The organism is Acinetobacter sp. YH12129 (assembly GCF_013418685.1).
GTDB classification, from domain to species: Bacteria; Pseudomonadota; Gammaproteobacteria; order Pseudomonadales; family Moraxellaceae; genus Acinetobacter; species Acinetobacter amyesii.
Genome location: NZ_VPBP01000028.1, coordinates 1 through 19408, shown reverse-complemented (window position 1 = coordinate 19408; position 19408 = coordinate 1). Strand labels below are relative to the sequence as shown.

General features: G+C 39.6%; 16 protein-coding genes. 9 read left to right on the top strand and 7 right to left on the bottom strand.

The window, feature by feature from the left end; translation table 11 throughout:
- Position 1 precedes the first annotated feature (1 nt).
- Both gyrB and FTU65_RS12910 read left to right on the top strand, forming a co-directional pair.
- Positions 2-2470 (top strand): DNA topoisomerase (ATP-hydrolyzing) subunit B, encoded by a 2469-nt coding sequence (gene gyrB / locus FTU65_RS12915; protein ID WP_180005501.1) that lies wholly within the window; start codon positions 2-4, stop codon positions 2468-2470.
- Between the two features lie 170 nt (positions 2471-2640).
- Positions 2641-3018, top strand: a complete 378-nt coding sequence (locus FTU65_RS12910) for a hypothetical protein (RefSeq protein ID WP_180065692.1) — start codon at positions 2641-2643, stop codon at positions 3016-3018.
- 532 nt (positions 3019-3550) lie between these two features.
- Here FTU65_RS12910 and FTU65_RS12905 read toward each other — a convergent pair.
- Complete coding sequence (locus FTU65_RS12905) at positions 3551-5488, bottom strand: ATP-binding cassette domain-containing protein (RefSeq protein WP_180005500.1); 1938 nt, start codon at positions 5486-5488, stop codon at positions 3551-3553.
- A gap of 196 nt (positions 5489-5684) precedes the next feature.
- Here FTU65_RS12905 and FTU65_RS12900 point away from each other — a divergent pair, with 196 nt between their 5' ends.
- The 4 genes from FTU65_RS12900 (at position 5685) to erpA (ending at position 9635) form a co-directional block, all read left to right on the top strand.
- Positions 5685-6689: a putative solute-binding protein gene (locus FTU65_RS12900; RefSeq protein ID WP_180066858.1), complete on the top strand. Its 1005-nt coding sequence runs from the start codon at positions 5685-5687 to the stop codon at positions 6687-6689.
- A 256-nt stretch (positions 6690-6945) separates the two neighbouring features.
- Positions 6946-7956 (top strand): putative solute-binding protein, encoded by a 1011-nt coding sequence (locus tag FTU65_RS12895; protein ID WP_180005536.1) that lies wholly within the window; start codon positions 6946-6948, stop codon positions 7954-7956.
- Positions 7957-8157: 201 nt separating this feature from the next.
- Positions 8158-9165, top strand: coding sequence for a putative solute-binding protein (locus FTU65_RS12890; protein ID WP_180005535.1), 1008 nt, complete (start codon positions 8158-8160; stop codon positions 9163-9165).
- Between the two features lie 134 nt (positions 9166-9299).
- Positions 9300-9635 carry an iron-sulfur cluster insertion protein ErpA gene (gene erpA / locus FTU65_RS12885; protein ID WP_078189499.1) on the top strand — a complete coding sequence of 112 codons (336 nt, stop codon included), beginning with the start codon at positions 9300-9302 and terminating at the stop codon, positions 9633-9635.
- 68 nt (positions 9636-9703) lie between these two features.
- Here erpA and FTU65_RS12880 read toward each other — a convergent pair whose 3' ends face one another.
- The 4 genes from FTU65_RS12880 to grpE form a co-directional block, all read right to left on the bottom strand.
- Entirely contained in the window at positions 9704-10081 is a 378-nt protein-coding gene (locus tag FTU65_RS12880; RefSeq protein ID WP_180005534.1) for a hypothetical protein, read from the bottom strand.
- Between the two features lie 120 nt (positions 10082-10201).
- Positions 10202-11119: a matrixin family metalloprotease gene (locus tag FTU65_RS12875; protein ID WP_180066856.1), complete on the bottom strand. Its 918-nt coding sequence runs from the start codon at positions 11117-11119 to the stop codon at positions 10202-10204.
- Between the two features lie 639 nt (positions 11120-11758).
- A complete protein-coding gene (gene dnaK / locus FTU65_RS12870) occupies positions 11759-13699 on the bottom strand; it encodes a molecular chaperone DnaK (RefSeq protein ID WP_180009109.1) in 1941 nt (646 codons plus the stop codon).
- Positions 13700-13819: 120 nt separating this feature from the next.
- Positions 13820-14359, bottom strand: a complete 540-nt coding sequence (gene grpE / locus FTU65_RS12865) for a nucleotide exchange factor GrpE (protein WP_111885723.1) — start codon at positions 14357-14359, stop codon at positions 13820-13822.
- Positions 14360-15297: 938 nt separating this feature from the next.
- Between grpE and FTU65_RS12860 the strand changes: the two genes are divergently transcribed.
- Positions 15298-15525 carry a hypothetical protein gene (locus tag FTU65_RS12860; RefSeq protein WP_228144800.1) on the top strand — a complete coding sequence of 76 codons (228 nt, stop codon included), beginning with the start codon at positions 15298-15300 and terminating at the stop codon, positions 15523-15525.
- Positions 15526-15709: 184 nt separating this feature from the next.
- On the opposite strand, the gene FTU65_RS12855 is transcribed toward FTU65_RS12860, so the two are convergent.
- Complete coding sequence (locus tag FTU65_RS12855) at positions 15710-16279, bottom strand: hypothetical protein (protein ID WP_168379529.1); 570 nt, start codon at positions 16277-16279, stop codon at positions 15710-15712.
- A gap of 201 nt (positions 16280-16480) precedes the next feature.
- Here FTU65_RS12855 and FTU65_RS12850 point away from each other — a divergent pair, with 201 nt between their 5' ends.
- Entirely contained in the window at positions 16481-17551 is a 1071-nt protein-coding gene (locus tag FTU65_RS12850) for an alpha/beta hydrolase (protein ID WP_078194436.1), read from the top strand.
- Between the two features lie 77 nt (positions 17552-17628).
- On the opposite strand, the gene FTU65_RS12845 is transcribed toward FTU65_RS12850, so the two are convergent.
- Positions 17629-18300, bottom strand: a complete 672-nt coding sequence (locus FTU65_RS12845) for an acetoacetate decarboxylase family protein (protein ID WP_180009157.1) — start codon at positions 18298-18300, stop codon at positions 17629-17631.
- 101 nt (positions 18301-18401) lie between these two features.
- Between FTU65_RS12845 and FTU65_RS12840 the strand changes: the two genes are divergently transcribed.
- The gene (locus tag FTU65_RS12840; protein ID WP_180005529.1) at positions 18402-18971 is read left to right on the top strand and encodes a peptidylprolyl isomerase; all 570 of its coding nucleotides are present in this window, start codon (positions 18402-18404) and stop codon (positions 18969-18971) included.
- The last annotated feature ends 437 nt before the right edge of the window (positions 18972-19408 follow it).

The window sequence follows — 19408 nt, the reverse complement described above, 5'->3', positions numbered from 1 at the left end:
CATGAGTTCAGAAGATCAAGCTGCTTCTCAAACAGAACAAACCATAGAAAAAGCTTATGATTCCTCTAGCATCAAAGTATTACGTGGTCTAGACGCTGTACGTAAGCGTCCGGGCATGTATATTGGTGATACTGACGATGGTACTGGCCTACACCACATGGTGTTTGAAGTTGTCGATAACTCAATTGATGAAGCGTTGGCAGGTCATTGTGACGAGATCAATGTAACCATTCATGAAGATGAATCTGTAAGCGTATCGGATAACGGTCGTGGTATTCCTACCGACATTCACCCAGAAGAAGGTGTTTCTGCAGCAGAAGTGATTTTGACGATTCTGCATGCGGGCGGTAAATTTGACGATAACAGCTATAAAGTTTCAGGCGGTCTACACGGTGTAGGTGTATCCGTGGTGAATGCGCTTTCAAGCAAGCTCGAATTAACCATTCATCGTGCGGGTCAAATCCACCAGCAAGAATATAAACACGGTGATTCCGTGTATCCATTAAAGGTGGTGGGTGAGACAGATCGTACAGGTACACGTGTACGTTTCTGGCCAAGTGCTGAAACCTTCAGTCAAACGATTTTTAATGTCGATATTTTGGCGCGTCGTTTACGTGAATTATCGTTCCTGAATGCAGGTGTACGAATTGTGCTACGTGACGAACGTATCAATTTAGAGCACGTTTATGACTATGAAGGTGGTTTGTCTGAGTTTGTAAAATATATCAACCAAGGCAAAACCCATCTGAATGATATCTTCCACTTCACTACTCAAGCGGACAATGGGATTGGAGTTGAAGTTGCATTGCAGTGGAATGATTCTTATCAGGAAAATGTTCGTTGCTTTACCAACAACATTCCACAAAAAGATGGTGGTACGCATTTAGCGGGTTTCCGTGCTGCATTAACTCGTGGCTTAAACAGCTACATGGAAAGCGAAAACTTACTCAAAAAAGAGAAAGTGGCAGTTTCTGGTGATGATGCACGTGAAGGTTTAACTGCAATTGTTTCGGTGAAAGTGCCTGATCCAAAATTCTCTTCGCAAACCAAAGAAAAATTGGTGTCGAGCGAAGTGAAAACTGCGGTTGAGCAAGCAATGAATAAGTCGTTCTCTGAATATCTTTTAGAGAACCCACAAGCCGCTAAATCGATTGCAGGTAAGATTATTGATGCAGCACGTGCGCGTGATGCAGCACGCAAAGCGCGTGAAATGACTCGTCGTAAGAGTGCGCTTGATATTGCGGGCTTGCCCGGTAAATTGGCAGATTGTCAGGAAAAAGATCCTGCCTTGTCTGAACTTTACTTAGTCGAAGGTGACTCTGCGGGCGGTTCTGCAAAACAGGGCCGTAACCGTAAGATGCAAGCGATTTTGCCGCTGAAAGGTAAAATCCTCAACGTGGAACGTGCACGTTTTGACAAGATGATTTCTTCTCAAGAAGTGGGAACATTGATTACCGCTTTAGGCTGTGGTATTGGCCGTGAGGAATATAACCCAGACAAACTGCGTTATCACAAAATCATCATCATGACCGATGCCGACGTCGATGGTTCGCACATTCGTACGCTACTGTTGACTTTCTTCTTCCGTCAAATGCCAGAACTTGTGGAACGTGGATATATTTATATTGCACAGCCACCGCTGTATAAGCTGAAAAAAGGCAAGCAAGAACAGTACATCAAAGATAATGATGCGCTTGAGACTTACCTGATTTCAAATGCAATTGATGAGCTTGAATTACACATCAGTGCAGAAGCACCTGCCATTCGTGGTGAGGCTTTAGCGGGTGTGATTGCGGATTATCAAACCTCTCAAAAGAGTTTGCATCGTCTGACTGTACGTTATCCTGCAAGTGTGTTGGATGGTTTATTGGCAGTAGAAGGCTTTAAGTTAGATCAAGCAAATAACCAAGACTATGTACAGACTTGGGGGGAGCAGCTACGTGCCAATATTGAGAAAACTCAGCCTAGCTTACGTCCTGAATTAAGCTTAGAAACGTTTGAGCATGAAGATACCGAAGGCAATAAGTCAGCGACCTATTTCCCGCGTATTACCATCTATGTTCATAACTTACCGCACCAATACTTGTTAGATTCAGGTCTATTGGGTTCAGGTGAATATGCGCGTTTGCTCAAAAATTCGAAGAGTTGGTTCACATTATTGGAAGAAGGTGCTTACCTGCAAAAAGGCGAGCGCAAAATTCCAGTGAGTAGCTTCCATCAGGTTTGGCAAAACATCCTACAAGACTCACGCCGTGGCATGATGATTCAGCGCTATAAAGGTTTGGGTGAGATGAATGCTGAACAGCTTTGGGAAACTACGATGGATCCTGAGAACCGTAACATGCTGCAAGTAACGGTACAGGATGCGATTGAAGCTGATCGTATGTTCTCTTGCTTGATGGGTGATGATGTGGAACCACGTCGTGCTTTCATTGAAGAAAATGCGTTAAATGCGGATATTGATGCCTAAATTCTGATTACAGAATCATTCAAAAAAGCACTCTTCGGAGTGCTTTTTTTTGTGCTATCTTAAATAAAATTGAATATTAAATCGCCAATTTGTGTTTTATAAAATTGACTTATTCTGATGCTAAGCTCAAATCTATTTGAACTTAGCAGCTAAAAATAAGAGGTCTATATATGATGGACAATCAACTTGAACACATTCGTGACATCTGGGTAAATGCATTTTTTACCGGAAATTATACTGTTTTAGCCGAATACGAAGATGAGCACTTTAAGGTGGTTTATGAGCAAGACGGGCGTGTCGAAAGTAATTATGTCCGCTATGAACGTATTGCACATGCAGTGAAAAATGGGGTTTGGAAACCACAAAAACCAGACGTAGAATTTGAAGAATATGAGTTTAATCGTGACCAAACGGAGTGCAAAATTTTAATTGGTTTAGCTGAAACACAGCAGCAAATACAGGAAATCTGGCATTTTGATCAAAGCTGGAAAATACAAGAATTACGCTTTTTAAAGGCAAAAAAAGCCCATCCTTCTGCCTTATCTTAAACAATAAAAAGTTTAAATTGATGTAGTCAGTAGAGATAAAACACATCCATCTTATAAATGTGGATAAGTTTTGTGAATTTTCACATTTAATAGTGTTCAACATCAAAGTTATTTATAATTGTGGATAATATCATTTAAAAATATTTATCCACAAAAAAGTGGTTCGATGTTTTGAATTTAAAAAATAAAAAATGAATTTAAAACTAAGATTTGAATTTAAAAATGGCTTTTGTGGATAACTGTGGTAATGAGTTTGATGTGAAGTATATTTTTTTGAATTCATTTACAAAATTAGGGTAAAAGCGATCGCTGAATTTTTAGATTCTTTCCGAATAGAAATGCCTTAACGATGCAATAACCAGTTGGATATGAACATTCGATTTTTTAAATATTTTTTAGATTTATAGTGCGATTATTATTGTGAAGTTTAAATAAAAAATCGCCGTGGAACATTTAAATTTCACGGCGATTGATTTTTTGAGCTTAAGTTAGGTTTTCTTAATAATGCAAATCTAGGGTTTTGCTTTTTAAATTAAGCCTCAAAACTGCTTTCCATTTCTTCTAATTCCATCATTAATTCAAGCATTTGCTCTTCGACTGATTCGAGTTTGGCTTTTAACTCTGTTTGCTCATTCATCAGTTTGAGTAAGTCATCTTTACGACTGGCTTCATATAAAGCACTGTCTGCTAATAATTCCTCGATTTCGTTTAAGCGTGGCTGAATTTTGCTGATCTGCGCTTCATTTTTTTCAATGTTTTTACGAATCGGGCGGGTCAATTCACGTTGACGTGCAGCTTCTTTACGTTGCGCTTCTTTATCGACTTTGGAAATCGTTGGTTTAGTTTCAACTTGAGATTTGATGGGAGTCGGGGCTTGTTGACTATTTTTCATCATGTCGATCCGCGCTTGACGCAGCCAATCGGCATAAGCCACGAGGTCGCCATCAAATTCGCGACATTTCCCATGATGTACCAACAATAATTCGTCACAAACGCTGGCAATCAATTGACGTTCATGCGAAACCAAAACCACAGCGCCTTCAAAATCTTGTAATGCCATAGTTAGGGCATGACGCATATCGAGGTCTAAATGGTTGGTCGGTTCATCTAGAATTAAAACATTGGGGCGCTGCCAAACAATCAAAGCCAAAGCTAATCGTGCTCGTTCACCGCCTGAAAAGCCTTCACTTGGCGTATCCATGCGTTCGCCACTAAAACCAAAGCTGCCTAAGAATGAACGTAATGCCGCTTCACTGATTTTTTTGTCAGCGATTCGAGATAATTGCAACATTGGGCTGGCATTGCCATCTAGAGCATCCATTTGATGCTGTGCAAAATAGCCAATATTCAATAGTTCAGAGGCTTTGCGCATCCCTTGTAATAAGGGAAGGTCACCAACCAAGGATTTAATTAAGGTTGATTTACCCGCACCATTCATTCCCAGTAAACCAATGCGACTGTTTGGGGTAATCTGTAAATTTACATTGGTGGCAATCAGTTTGTCACCATAGCCAATATCGACATGTTCCATTTGTAACAGTGGTGAGCTCATTTTGGTTGGCTCACGGAAACTAAAGGTAAATGGCGTATCGACATGTGCGGCAGAAAGTTCTTGCATGCGTTCTAATTGCTTAATACGGCTTTGCGCCTGCTTAGCTTTAGTGGCTTTGGCTTTAAAACGGTCAATAAATTTTTGGAGATGCGCACGGGTTTCGAGTTGTTTTTCATAGGCTTGTTGCTGTTGTGCCAAGCGCTCAGAACGGGTGCGTTCAAAGGTCGAATAGTTGCCGGTGTAAAGCGTCAGCTCTTGATTTTCAATATGTAAAATATGATCAGTCACCGCATCTAAGAAATCACGGTCATGTGAAATTAAGATCAGTGTGCCTTCGTAAGCTTTTAACCAATCTTCTAACCACAAAATCGCATCTAAGTCTAAGTGGTTTGTTGGTTCATCGAGTAATAATAGGTCAGAACGGCTCATTAGGGTACGCGCAAGGTTTAAACGCATACGCCAACCACCAGAAAAGCTTGAAACATTGAGTTGGGACTGATGTTCAAAGAAACCTAGGCCAGCCATCAGTTGTGAGGCTTTGGATGGAGCTGTATAGCCATGGATTTCATCAAATCGGCCATATAAGTGTGCCAACGCTTCATTGTCTAATTGTTCTGGATGTTCAAGTTTATGTTGTATATCCCAATATTCTTCATCGCCGGATAGAACGAAATCAATCGCTTTCATATCCAACGCTTTGATTTCTTGCGCCATATGCGCGACGGTCCATACTGCAGGACGTGTTAATGAACCACCATCAGATTCCATTCCACCTAAAAGCGCAGAAAAAAGAGTGGATTTACCCGCACCATTTACACCGGTTAAGCCGATTTTCCAGCCTGGATGCAATTGCATAGATGCTTTTTGAAATAAAACACGCCCACCGCGACGAATGGAAAGTTGGTCTAACTGAATCATGGAACTAACTAAACAAGAAGAATGTGGGGCTATTCTAATGGATGGCTTTGCAAAAGAAAAAACAAAGCGTCGCAACCATCTGAAAAAATGTGACAGATTCCACGTATTTAGGTATATTGAACGGGCTTTAGTATTAAAAAAATATTTCAAGTTGTTGTTTTAAATGGATTAATAAAACATATTGGGAATATAAGAAATGAGAAAAGGAATTTTAATTTTATCGCTTCTTTCAGGTGTGATGTCTGCACAAAGCTATGCCAATCAGAAGGTTTGTGTGTTCGATTTACTTGGAAAAGCGGGGGAATCTTATAAGCTAATGGAAGAGTGGTCTCTGGCCAGTAAGGCATGGGGAGCACAAGTTCAACTGATTTCATATCAAGATGAATCCAAAGTCGATAAAGATTTTAAAGAAGGGAAATGTGACGCATTTTATATGACCTCGATGCGGGCACGTGCGTATAACAAATTTGCTGGTTCGATTGATGCCATTGGCGGTGTACCGAACAATACCATCGCACAAAAAGCCATTACCTATGTCTTAGATAAGCGGAACAGTAAGCGACTGATTACCAATTCAGGTAAAGATAGTTATGAAGTGGCAGGGATTGGGCAAATTGGTTCAGCCTATATTTTTGTCCGTGATCGCAATATCAATAATTTAGAAAAAGCTGAAGGTAAAAAATTTGCCATTTTGCATTATGACTATGCGCAAAAAGAGATGGTCGACCGTGTCGGCGCTGTGCCAGTCATGTCGGAAATTTCCAATTTTATTCGCAAATTTAATCAGGCCGAAGTTGAAATTGTGGCTGCGCCGGCTTATGCCTTTAAGCCACTCGAAATTTCAAAAGGCTTAGGCACTACTGGGGCGATGGTTAATTTTCCTGTGGTGAATGTCACGGCAGACCTGATTATTCGTAACAATAAATTCCCAGATGGTTTTGCTGAACCCTCTCGGCAATGGTTCGTTAAACAATTACCGAAAAGTTTTGCCATGGTAAAACGCATGGAAGCTGAAATTCCTGCCAAATATAAGATGAATCTCAGCAAAGATGATCAGGTGAAATATCAGAAAATTTTGCGTGAAGGACGGATGGATTTAACCAAACAAGGAATCTACGACTCCACCATGATGACGGTACTGAAAAAAGCACGTTGTACGATTGAGCGAACCAATTTTGAGTGTTCAGTGGCGGGTGAATAAGCTTTTTTCTGTATTTCTTTGTAAAGTTTCATAAAAAGGCTGTAAATGCAAAAAGCCTTTTTTGCATACAACATGATGATTATATTTATAATTTTGCCTTAAATAAAAAAGTGATATTAATCACAAAAAAACAGAATGTGCCAAAATGACATAAATAAATGGAGTAAATGCTCTATTTTTTTTAAATTAACTTGCTTAATATCGGCGTTGTGTAAGGACACCTCTGAACCATAAAAAGATTTGAAAGGAAAATAGAATGAAAAAAACGCTCCTATCATTGGCTACATTTGCTGCAATTGGCTTTGCTGGTTCAGCTCAGGCAGCAAAAGTAGATATCTGTGTATTTGACTTACTGGGTAAGTCAGGTGAGTCATACCAAATGGCTCAGGAATGGGCGCTTGCAGCAAAAGGCTGGGGTGCTGAAATTAACTTAATTCCGCGTCAAGATGAAGCAGTAGCCGACAATGATTTTAAAGCGGGTAAATGTGATGGCGTATTTATGACGGCAATGCGTGCTCGTCAATACAATAAATTTGCAGGTTCGATTGATGCGCTTGGTGGCGCACCGAGCAATGCAATTGCGCAACGTGCGATTACCTTTGCATTAGACCAACGTAATGCTGCAAAAATGGTCAGCAACCTAGGTGGTAAGAAATACGAAGTGGCGGGTATTGCTCCACTGGGTTCAGCATTCATCTTTGTCAAAGACAAAAAAATTGACTCAATTGAAAAAGCAGCAGGTAAAAAGTTTGCAGTATTAGGCTATGACGAAGCACAAAAAATTATGGTGCAACGTGTCGGCGCTCAAGCTGTGGTTTCAGATGTATCTAACTTTGTGGCGAAGTTTAATAATGGTCAGGTCGATATGGTGGGTGCGCCTGCGTATGCCTACAAACCATTAGAGATTTATAAGGGTTTAGGTACCAATGGTGCGATGTTTAACTTCCCAGTTTTACAAGTGACCGCGGACTTTATTATTCGTCCTGATCAGTTCCCAGCAGGCTTTGGTCAAAAATCTCGTGATTGGTTTGTGAAACATTTACCGAAGAGTATTGCGATGATTAACCGTTTAGAGGCGGGTATTCCTGCGAAATATAAACTGAACTTAAGTGCAGAAGATAAAACCAAATATCAAAAATTATTGCGTGAAGGTCGTATGGATATGACGAAACGTGGCATTTATGATGCGGGCATGATGTCAGTATTGAAAAAGGCACGTTGTTCTGTCGATAAAGCCAATTTTGAATGTTCACTTAGCGGCGAATAAACTGATATTTAAAGAAAAAAGCCTGGATTTATCCGGGCTTTTTTTCGCAAATGCATAGGTCATTTTCGCCATTGAGTCAGCAAAATATTCAGGTAATCTAAATTGAAATCGAGGGCTGTGAGTATATTTAATCATACTCCGCATGACCCAAAAATCAAAAAATGGTTAAAACAAAAACAGTAAAAAACAAGGAAAGTCAGTATGAAACAATGGACAAAGGCATTGAGTATTGCTGCTGCGTTAATGGCGGTGAATGGCGTAGCTCAAGCAAAGCAAGTGGTGTGTGTATTTGATTTGGTTGGTAAAAATGGTGATGTTTTTACCCTGATGAGAGATTACCAATTGGCGGCAAAAAACTGGGGCGCAGACATTGAGCTCCGCGTCAGTCAAAATGAAGCGGTGATTGCGGAAGATTTTAAAGCCGGTAAATGTGATGGGATCAGTGTCACAGGTATGCGTGGTCGTCAATTTAATAATTTTACCGGTTCTTTAGATGCGATTGGTGCAATTCCAGATTTGAAACTTGCGGTTAAAGTGATGCAAGGCCTTGCGAGTCCAACGTTTGCAAAGAGCATGGTCAATAGTAAATATGAAGTGGTAGGTGTGATTCCTGTAGGTGATGCCTACCTGTTGGTGAATGACCGTAGTATCAATACTGTCGCTAAAGCAGCAGGTAAAAAAATTGCGGTGCTTGATTATGATGAAGCGCAGAAAATTATGGTGCAACAGGTGGGGGCTCAAGCGGTCAGTGCTGACGTGACCAATTTTGGCTCTAAATTTAACAATGGTCAGGTGGATATTATTGGTGCACCTGCAGCGGTGTTTAAACCCTTGGAGTTACATAAAGGTTTAGGTAGTAAAGGTGCAATTGTTAATTATCCAATTTTACAAGTGACGGGTAATATCATTATTCGCCCAGATAAATTCCCAGCGGGATATGGGCAAAAATCACGTGATTGGGTCAAAACACAATTACCTCGTGCATTCACGATATTAGGCAAAATGAAGTCAGAAATCCCAGCTAAATATTGGATGGATGTTCCAACGGCAGACAAAGCTGGCTATCAAAAAATGATGCGTGAAGCGCGTATTGATTTGACTAAACGTGATATCTACGACAAGCGAATGATGAAATTATTATGGCAATTCCGCTGTAAACAAGACCCGAAAAACTTCGAATGTGCATTACAGGACGAAAACTATAAATAAGTTTTAAATGAATCTTGAGAAAAATACTCTGATTTAACTTTAAACTGTGAAGACTGACCATATATTGAGTATGTTATACTTGAAACATGGTCTTTTCTTTTTAAAGACACCCCAATGACTCAGAGGAATCCATCATGAATGCTCAAGCACTTGTGCTGACTGACAATGCTGCCAATAAAGTACGCCAATTGCGTGACAGTGAAGGTAATCAAGACCTCATGTTACGTGTATATGTGACTGGTGGTGGTTGTTCAGGTTTCTCATATGGATTTAATTTTGCAGAAAGCCAAAACGAAGATGATGCTGAATTTATCAATGAAGACGTGAAAATGTTGGTGGATTCACTTAGTTATCAATATTTAGTTGGTTCAACAGTCGACTATATTGAAGGTTTAGAGGGTTCTCGTTTTGTGGTACAAAACCCGAATGCGACAACCACGTGTGGATGTGGATCTTCATTCTCGATCTAATCACGATGATGAATTGAGCCATAAAAAAGCCCTCATTTTGAGGGCTTTTTTAATGTTTAAAATCGATATTAGGCTTCAAATTTTAGCGCTTCTAACAGATCTAAAATCACTGTGGTCACGTCTTGACTCAATTGATAATTATTAAAAATTTCATAAGCCGTAATGGTGATATCGGTATCACTCGGAAGCAGGCGTTGTTCTTCTTCGATGAGGTCACGGATCGGCAATAGGGTTTGTTTGACTTGTAAATGCAAGACATCTTTAAACTCAAGATTTTCGTCTTCGAGTTCGATGAGTTGCTCATTAAAAAATGGTAAAAGTACTGCATGGAGATAAGGTTGAATTTCGGTAATATCAAAAAGTTCAATATCACGGGTTTGTTCAATCGTGCTGATGTGGTCATTCACTTCAATTAAGATATGGTAGTAACTCACATTGCTCTCCACGGAAGATGTCATTGATATAAGGAAATTATTGCATATCAACAATAACATGAAATGCTGATTTTTGTTGGTGAATCCTGCAATATCCTTATAAATTGTATGGTTTTTTATGCTCAGGGCACACTAGCGATAATACAGTAAGCTTTGGTCTGCTGGCATCAGTTTAAAGTTTTCTAATTGTTGCGCGCCCAAGATTGGGTACATTAATGCAGTAGGGTCATTATGGTGAGATAAGCCGAGAGCATGTCCGAGTTCGTGGGCAAGGGTGAGGCGTAAATCATCTTCGGCATCAAATTGATAAATCTGAATCTGATCGCCCATAAAAACGCCTTTATGAAACTCTCGTGCAGGAAAGCGCTGACTGGCTTGTATCACGCCCGCATTATATTGATCGATTTGCTGGTTATAACTTGAGACTTGTTGGTTAAATTGATCATTTTGCTGATTAAATCGATCTATTTCTTGGTCTAATTGCGTCGCTTGTGCTTTGACTTGCGCAAGTTCTTTTTCAACGCGTTGCATATTGGGGCCTTGCGCATGCTCGATTCGGCTCCAACCCATACGTTCTTGCGACAGTTGTACTATTTCAGCACGGATCATGGCTTGTTTTGATCGGAGCTGTTGCTCATTCATCTCCAGACCTTTTCTCGAATTTGTTAAGTTCTCGGCATATAAATCATTACGGGCTTTATCTGCGGCTAAGGTCTTTTGGACTTGCTTATAGGCATTGTATTGTTCTTGGCGGTCATCATAAATTAGATGGATCGCCAGTTGTGCATCTGGGTCATAGATAAATAACGGTTTGAGCGTCCCTTTATGCCATATCTCTGCAGCCTCTTGGCTAAGTTGGATCACCTGTTGCTGGGTTAAACCAAAGCGTGGGTCGACGTCTGCAACACGAAAGCGTAATCGTGTGTCAAAAGGATGGGAAATTCGATCCCACGCAGAATTAAAGCGAAGCTGTGGATGGGATTTAACTTGAAACTGTAAATAAGCTAAATACAGTATCCCCACTGTTATGAGTGCTGAGACAAAGCGCATAGTAAATGAACACAATAATAGGGGTTTAATTTAGCTTGAATTTTGTCCACGTCATAGTCAAATATATACCATCTTGAAATTTTAGCGTTGTCTTAACAATAGCATTACGCTTTTTTTCCAGTTAATTTGGCTGGTAAATTGGATTTATAAATAAGAATGAATCCTATAGAGATAAATATGAAAAAAACCAATTCAATGAGATATTTGAAATTAAATCCATATTCTTTAACGTGTTCCAAACTATAGATCGATATTTCGAGTTTAAAACATTGAGCTAATGTATAAAAAATAATGCCGATAAATAGTGAGATAAATCCTAAGCTCCATGTGTAGCGCTGCTGAATATTAAACATATATAAAATTAGGCAACTTATGAGGAGTCCAAGTGTGAAGGCCGCATCAAGCCCCAAAAATTGTAGATAATTGAGAGGGGATAATAGTATGTTTGAAGGCAGAATGATTAATAGATTACCCATCGGATAATGAAACATCACGGACATTCCCGCAGCTAAGAGCAAAAGCTTGATAAAATTTTTCATGTAAATTATGTTTTATTTTAAAGATAATGAAAAATAACATAAAAAACCGCGCTTTCGCGCGGTCTTTTTGAGCTTTGAAAGACTCAGTTAAAGCGACAAATTATTTTTTGTCATCTTTCACTTCAGTGAACTCAGCATCTACAACGCCGTCATCTGCTTTTTGAGCTTGACCTTCAGCGCCTTGGAAAGCGTTAGGATCAAAACCTTCAGCACCGCCTTGACCTTGTGCAGCTTCATAAGCACGTTGAGTGATCGGCATAATGATGTTTTGAAGTGCTTCAGTTTTCGCTTTGATTGCATCTACATCGTTATCTTTAGTCGCTGCTTCGAGCTCAGCTACAGCAGCATCGATTGCAGATTTCTCATCAGCAGTTACCTGTTCGCCAAGATCTTTTACTGCTTTTTGAGCAGAAGAAACAAGTGCATCAGCTTCGTTACGTGCTTTCGCTAATTCTTCAAATTTACGATCTTCTTCAGCATTCGCTTCAGCATCTTTGATCATCGCTTCAATTTCAGCATCGCTCAAACCAGAGTTAGCTTTAATTTGAATTGATTGCTCTTTACCTGTGCTCTTATCTTTTGCAGATACTTTCAAGATACCATCAGCGTTGATGTCAAATGATACTTCAATTTGTGGTACACCACGTGGAGCAGGTGGAATATCGCCCAATTGGAAGTTACCCAACAATTTGTTTTGTTGAGCCATTTTACGTTCACCTTGGTAAACTGAAATGTCTACAGCTGGTTGGTTGTCTGCAGCAGTTGAGAACACTTGAGATTTCTTCGCAGGAATCGTCGTGTTTTTCTCAATGATCGCTGTTAACACGCCACCCATTGTTTCAATACCAAGTGTAAGCGGAGTTACGTCAAGAAGAAGTACGTCAGTTTTATCACCTGAAAGTACTGCACCTTGAATCGCAGCACCCATCGCTACAGCTTCATCTGGGTTCACGTCTTTACGTGGCTCACGGCCGAAGAACTCTTGTACTTTTTGTTGTACAAGTGGCATACGAGACTGACCACCCACCAAGATTACGTCAGAGATGTCAGAGGTTGAAAGACCTGCATCTTTAAGTGCAATCTTACATGGTTCAATTGTACGAGCAACCAATTCAGCAACTAAACCTTCAAGTTTAGAGCGAGTCACGTTGATCACTAAGTGTTTAGGACCAGTCGCATCTGCTGTGATGTATGGAAGGTTGATTTCTGTTGCATTCGAAGAAGAAAGCTCGATTTTTGCTTTTTCAGCAGCTTCTTTTAAACGTTGAAGTGCAAGCGGATCTTGTTTCAAGTTTACGCTTTGTTCTTTCTTGAACTCTTCAACCAAGTATTCAATTAACGCATTATCGAAGTCTTCACCACCAAGGAATGTATCACCGTTTGTAGACAATACTTCGATTTGTTGGTCGCCATCAAGGTCAGCGATTTCAATGATTGATACGTCGAAAGTACCACCACCTAAGTCGTAAACCGCAACTTTACGGTCGCCTTCTTTTTTGTCCATACCGAACGCAAGTGCAGCAGCTGTTGGTTCGTTGATGATACGTTTAACATCTAAACCAGCAATTTTACCTGCATCTTTAGTCGCTTGACGTTGAGCATCGTTAAAGTACGCAGGAACAGTAATTACCGCTTCAGTTACTGTTTCACCAAGGTAGTCTTCAGCTGTTTTTTTCATCTTTTTCAAGATTTCAGCAGAGATTTGTTGTGGTGCAAGTTTCTTGTCGTTTACATCAACCCAAGCATCGCCATTGTCAGCTTTGATGATTTTGTAAGGTACAAGGCCGATATCTTTTTGCACAGCTTGGTCTTGGTACTTACGACCGATCAAACGTTTGATTGCAAATAATGTGTTTTTAGGGTTAGTCACTGCTTGACGCTTAGCAGATTGACCGACAAGGATCTCGCCATCTTTATATGCAATAATAGATGGGGTTGTACGAGCGCCTTCAGCGTTGTCGATTACTTTTACTTTGTCGCCTTCAAGTACTGCTACGCAAGAGTTTGTAGTACCTAAGTCAATACCAATGATTTTCGCCATTTGGATGTTTCCTCTAAAATTCTTTTACGATGTTTTCGCTTGTTATCCGATATGAGAGCCAATCAAAAATTTTCAAGTAATATTGGTTAAAATTTTTAATTCGTCTCAGAAAATTTGGGTTTATGCACCAACCATAACCATAGCTGGACGTAATAGACGACCGTTTAAGCTATAGCCTTTTTGCAATACTGTTCCGATTTCATTCGATTTGGCATTTGGATCGATGCCCACAGCCTGATGAAGATCTGCATTGAAACCATTTGCAGTATCCACAGCAACCACACCAAATTTTTCTAAAGTGCTGAGCAATGATTTCAGTGTAAGTTCTACACCTTCAGATAAACCTGATTTTTCATCACCTGCCGCAGCAATCGCGCGTTCAAGGTTATCAACTGACTCAAGCAATTGTTTTGCAAATTTTTCCAGCACAGTATCTTTATGCTTTTCAGATTCGCGTTGAATGCGCTCTACACTTTTTTGCGCTTCATATACGGCATTTGCAGTACGTGCTTTTTCAAGTTTTAAGCTTTCTTCTAAATTGGTGATTTGTGCTTGTAAATCTTCAACTGAAACTTCAGCTTGCTCGTTTTCAGCTTGAGTTTGCTGTTCTGCTTGCTCTTGTTGAAGATCTTGAGCGTCTTGGTTTTGCTCAGTCGCCATTGATTTACTCCGTTTAAATGGGTTCTTAAACATGTTCAGTCCTTATAGCTGTGCGTTCAAACGACATCGATGCGTAACTGCCATGCGTTTTGAATTCATGATTAATAAAAGAAATCGGGGCAGGGTATAAAAATTCAAGCGAAGTCAGCGATTAAATGCAATTTTTTATTCAAATAAATGGTTTTTCAGCCAAATATCGACTGCAAAATTAAATTCTATGAAAATATAAATTATTGATTTGAATGTATAATCATATTTTGATCGGATTTATAGATTTTCATCATAAATTTTAACGGTTTCTCTTTGTGCCTGAAAATTTGCATAATTTATCTATCGGAAGTGACCATATCCATTGGAGAGAGGGATATGGTGACTACCTCTAGATTTTAGAAACACTTTTCCATGCTGATTTCCCAAGAATCAGCATTTTTTTTGCCTCAAAAAATAGTGGTTAATATTTATACATAAAAACTCTTAGTATCAGTTTTATTAAATATTTCACAAAAAATGATCAGCACAGTATTCTTTGTTTCAGATTCTATCGCTGTAGTTTCTTAATTTATTTCAAATGTGTTTTTCATGGCCTGCTTCTCTCATAAGCAGGCTTTTTTTTGCATGAAATTTATAAAAACAGCCACTTAAGTAACTGAGTTGCAAGTTTTGTTGAACTTTGTTGTATTCAAAAGCTGTGATCACGCTTTATTCAAAATCATTTATATTTATTTTTTTAATAAAAAACAAAGCACTTGAGTTAAAAAAAATGATGTAAAGCCTTAAAATGAAAGAAAACCGCCTAATTAATAAAACATTTCATAAGCTGTACCGTGCCTCGTACAAAGTACAACTCAGAAGGTGGGAACTTCACAGAATTATTTTCCATTATGACTCGGGCAAAGTTGAGCTTTGCTTTTAATGATTCAATGAAGGAAATAATGAAGATGAAAAAAATTGGTTTATTCGCTGTCGCAGTTTTAGGTTTTGGTTTAGCTGCGGTGGGTTGTACTTCTCAAGAAACTGTAGAATCTCCGGAAACCGCACAAGTAACGTCTGCAACTGAAGCATCTGTAACAACAGAGCAATCGGGTGCTGTGGTTCAAGCAGATCCATCAGCTCAAGGTGCTGAAGTTCAATCTGCGCCTGCACCGCAACCTACAGTTCAGCAATAAGATTGTTTAATGCTCTCTGACCTGTAACAACAGGCAGTCAAGAATAGACAGAAGATAGGATGCCTCTTCTGTCTATTTTCTTTTCTATAGCTTTTTTTACGCCCTTTTCTATTTTTAGCGAGCAAAAAAAAGCCCATCATGTAGATGAGCTTTTTACTTTTAACCGATCTGCAAAAAACATCAATTAACGGCGATTTTCCCACGCGCGACGACGTTCTTCAGCCGCTTTACGTTGTTGATCTGATGCCTTTCTTAAATCTTGAATATTTTTTTTGCGTTCTTGCTCAATTTGTTTTCTACGATCTTGACTGGCTTTACGGCGCTGTTCTTCTAAGCGCTGACGCTCTTTGCTGACTTTTTGACGATCTTGTTCAGCACGTTTACGACGTTCAGCTTCAGAGTATTTACGCTGTTGTTCTAGACGTTGACGTTCGAGTTCGTTTTTACGACGATCCCACTCTTGTTGATTTTTACGATTTTGTTCCCAGTTACGCTGGTCAAGTTGCTGCTTTCTACGTTCGAGCTCTAAACGATTACGTTGTTGTTGCTGACGTTCCCATGTACGGCGGTCTTGTTCATAACGACTGTCATAACGGCGATCATAACGATTGTCATAGCGTCGATCATTATTATCATAACGGCGGTCATAACGTTGATCATAACGTCCATCGTAGTAACCATCTTCAGGGAATGCTACGCAGCCTACAGCCAAAAAAGCAGTCGCAAAAGACAGAAGGATGATCTTTTTAGCCATGGTGAGTATCCTTTATCGAGAATGGGTTAGCATAATCAACCCATAAAACTTGGGTAAATTGTCAATGACAACTCTATAAAAGAAGATTAGCTTAACTAGGTCTGTACTATGTATGTCGATGTTGAGACTTATATGTGAATATGGTCACATTTGACCTAGATCATGTAGAAAGTATGAAGAGCATAATTCGAAGGATAGAGCATGTTTGCATTGAATGAATCACTTAAAAATATGAAAGATAAAGGCCAAGGTACGGCTGCTCGGTTACTTGATCGTCTTCCTAACTTTGCCAAAGAAAGCCTCGCAAAACGTCTCGATTATCCGTTTATTTTTCCAGAATTAGATCCGCTGGTGAAATGCATGATGGCGGCTCAACTCAAGCAAGGTAAGTCAGGCTTTGTGACCGAAGACTATGTGAAGTCTCGTAAATTATTTGATTTACAGATGGAGTCGATCAAGACCAAGCCGACCTTTGTGAAACAAGTGCAAGATATACGTCTACCTTTACAAAGTGCTACGCTGTTTGCGCGTCATTATCATCCTGCTCCAAATAAAAAATTACCGATGATCGTGTTCTATCACGGTGGTGGTTTTGTGGTGGGTGGTCTAGACACGCATGATGAAGTTTGTCGTTTATTGGCCGTGCATGCCAAAGCACAAGTTTTAAGTATTGATTATCCACTCACGCCAGAGGCCAGCCCAGCTCAATTAATGCAAAGTTGTGAAGATGCCTTGGCCTGGACTTATCAAAATAGTCGTCAGTTTAAAATTCTTAAAAATCGAATTGCGGTGGCAGGGGATAGTGCAGGCGGCAATATTGCTACTGCGGTTGCGCAGCGCAGTGCTCAGAAAGTTTTTGCCCCGCAAGCTCAGCTATTAATTTACCCAGTAGTGGATTTTAAGAGTCGCCACCCATCTTTCTATGCGTATAAAGATGGTCTGGTTCTGACTGAAAAAGATATTGATGTCGTAACCGCTTTATATGCGGAACAACATGCAGTGGCCTTGGATGATCCATTAATTTCACCGACCTATGGAAAATTGGCAGGTATCGCACCCGCGTATATCGTGACGGCAGGGCATGATGTTTTACATGACGAAGGTGAAATTTATTCGCATAAACTCCGTCAGCAAGGGGTGAAAGTGTTTTATCAAGAATATACCGATCAAACCCATGGTTTTATCAATTTAACCCCGGTTTCGCACCGAGCTAAAAAATACGTGATCGAGATCAGTACGAAGTTCCGTAAATTTTGGGATAAACGTAGCTAATCATTCCTTTATATAAAGTAAACCCAGTGTTTCACGTGAAACACTGGGTTTTTATTTATTGGGTTACTTATATTAGGTTACTTATCTTGGATTTTTGCAGCAGGAAATACGAGGCTAAATTCGGGGACATAAAAGCTTTGCAATAATCGTGCTTCAGAAAAATTTGGAAAAATGTCCTGTGTGTTGTGCCATTCTACCTGTTTCAGTTTAGATAGCCGTCCACGAAACTGGGGTGAAAATTGATAGCGCTTACCTTCCCACGCTTGTCTGATTTGCAACATCGCAGCAGGGATATGATGACTATTAATATAGAAAGAACGCTGTGAACGTGATTTTTTTAAACGAATCTGCATCTTTTGTTGTTCAACTTCGATATTACAGACCACTTCATTGTCATGTTGTTGCCATTCAAACTTTGCCAACTCTTTAGGAATACCCCAGAGCTTTTGACCATGAATGACAGAGATGTTTGTCGAAACATAAATCTTAGGAATCGAACTTAACCTTTTCTTACTCCATAAAGGGTGATCTAAAATTAGCAATTCGTCATAAGGGCCCACAGGTGAATCATGGTATCGGACCAATAACACCTGAACCACACGACCTAAAGGCGATGTCGCTAAACGGAACATCTGCGCTTGTTGGATAAAACTCGGAGAGATCCAATAATTCAAAATAAAAGCATCGCCACGCAGTTGCCAAGGCGGTAAATGTGTCAATGCAGTGTCCGACGGTATTATTTGCGTCATCATTGTTCTCGTTTTAATAATGGCAGAATAATTACTTTTTAATCATCAAAGACTAATATACAGTCAATAACAAGTACGAGATCAACCAGAAGAGTTAGCAAATGTTAAAACAGATTTTATTTACCGCAGCACTTGGCTGTGTGAGCTTAAGCAGTTTTGCTGCCAATACTATTGTCGAAATGAAAACCTCTCAAGGCAATATTGAAATTGAGCTATTCAATGACAAGGCACCTATCTCAGCTAAAAACTTTGAAAGCTATGCAAAAGAAAAATTTTATAACGGCACGATCTTTCATCGCGTGATTCCTGGATTTATGGTTCAGGGTGGGGGCATGGATGTCAAAATGCAGGAGAAGCCAACAAAAGCGGCTATTAAGAATGAATCAAGTAATGGCTTGAGCAATAAGCGCGGCACATTGGCAATGGCACGGATGAATCATCCTGATTCAGCAAGTAGTCAGTTCTTTATTAATGTTGCAGACAATGACTTTCTCAATAAAAGTGCAATGAATGCGGGATATGCTGTTTTTGGTAAGGTCACTAAAGGTATGGATATCGTCGATAAAATCGTAAAAGTTCCAACTGCGAACTATGGAATGCATCAGAATGTCCCTGTAAACCCAGTAGTTATACAGAGTGTGGTGATTAAAGCAGCACCTGTAAAAAACTAAGCACACAAAATAGGAAAAATATTTTACATGATATTTGTAATAAATATCATGTATTTATGTGAGTAAAGTGTGTTTTTTGAACCATAATGGTGCATAAAAATAAAACACTCGTGTTCTTTGTGAGTGAAAAGCACTTGCACGTGTAAGAAATTGCCCTATAATGAGCACCATACCGACGAGATAGACGGAAACGAACGAAACGCGAAGCGTTGAGTTGTTGAGTTTATCGAAGTCCAGCTTCTAGCATTGACGAGATGTTAGAAAGATCATTAAGAGATTATGAAGAACAACTTGTGTGGATTTTTACTGGTTGATCGATCGAAATTATTTTCATTGATTGATGGTAGAAATTACTCGAAGTTTATTTGAGCAAATTTTTGTCAGTAATTGATGAGCCAAGATTGGTACACTATATGTACTATTGATTTTAAACTGAA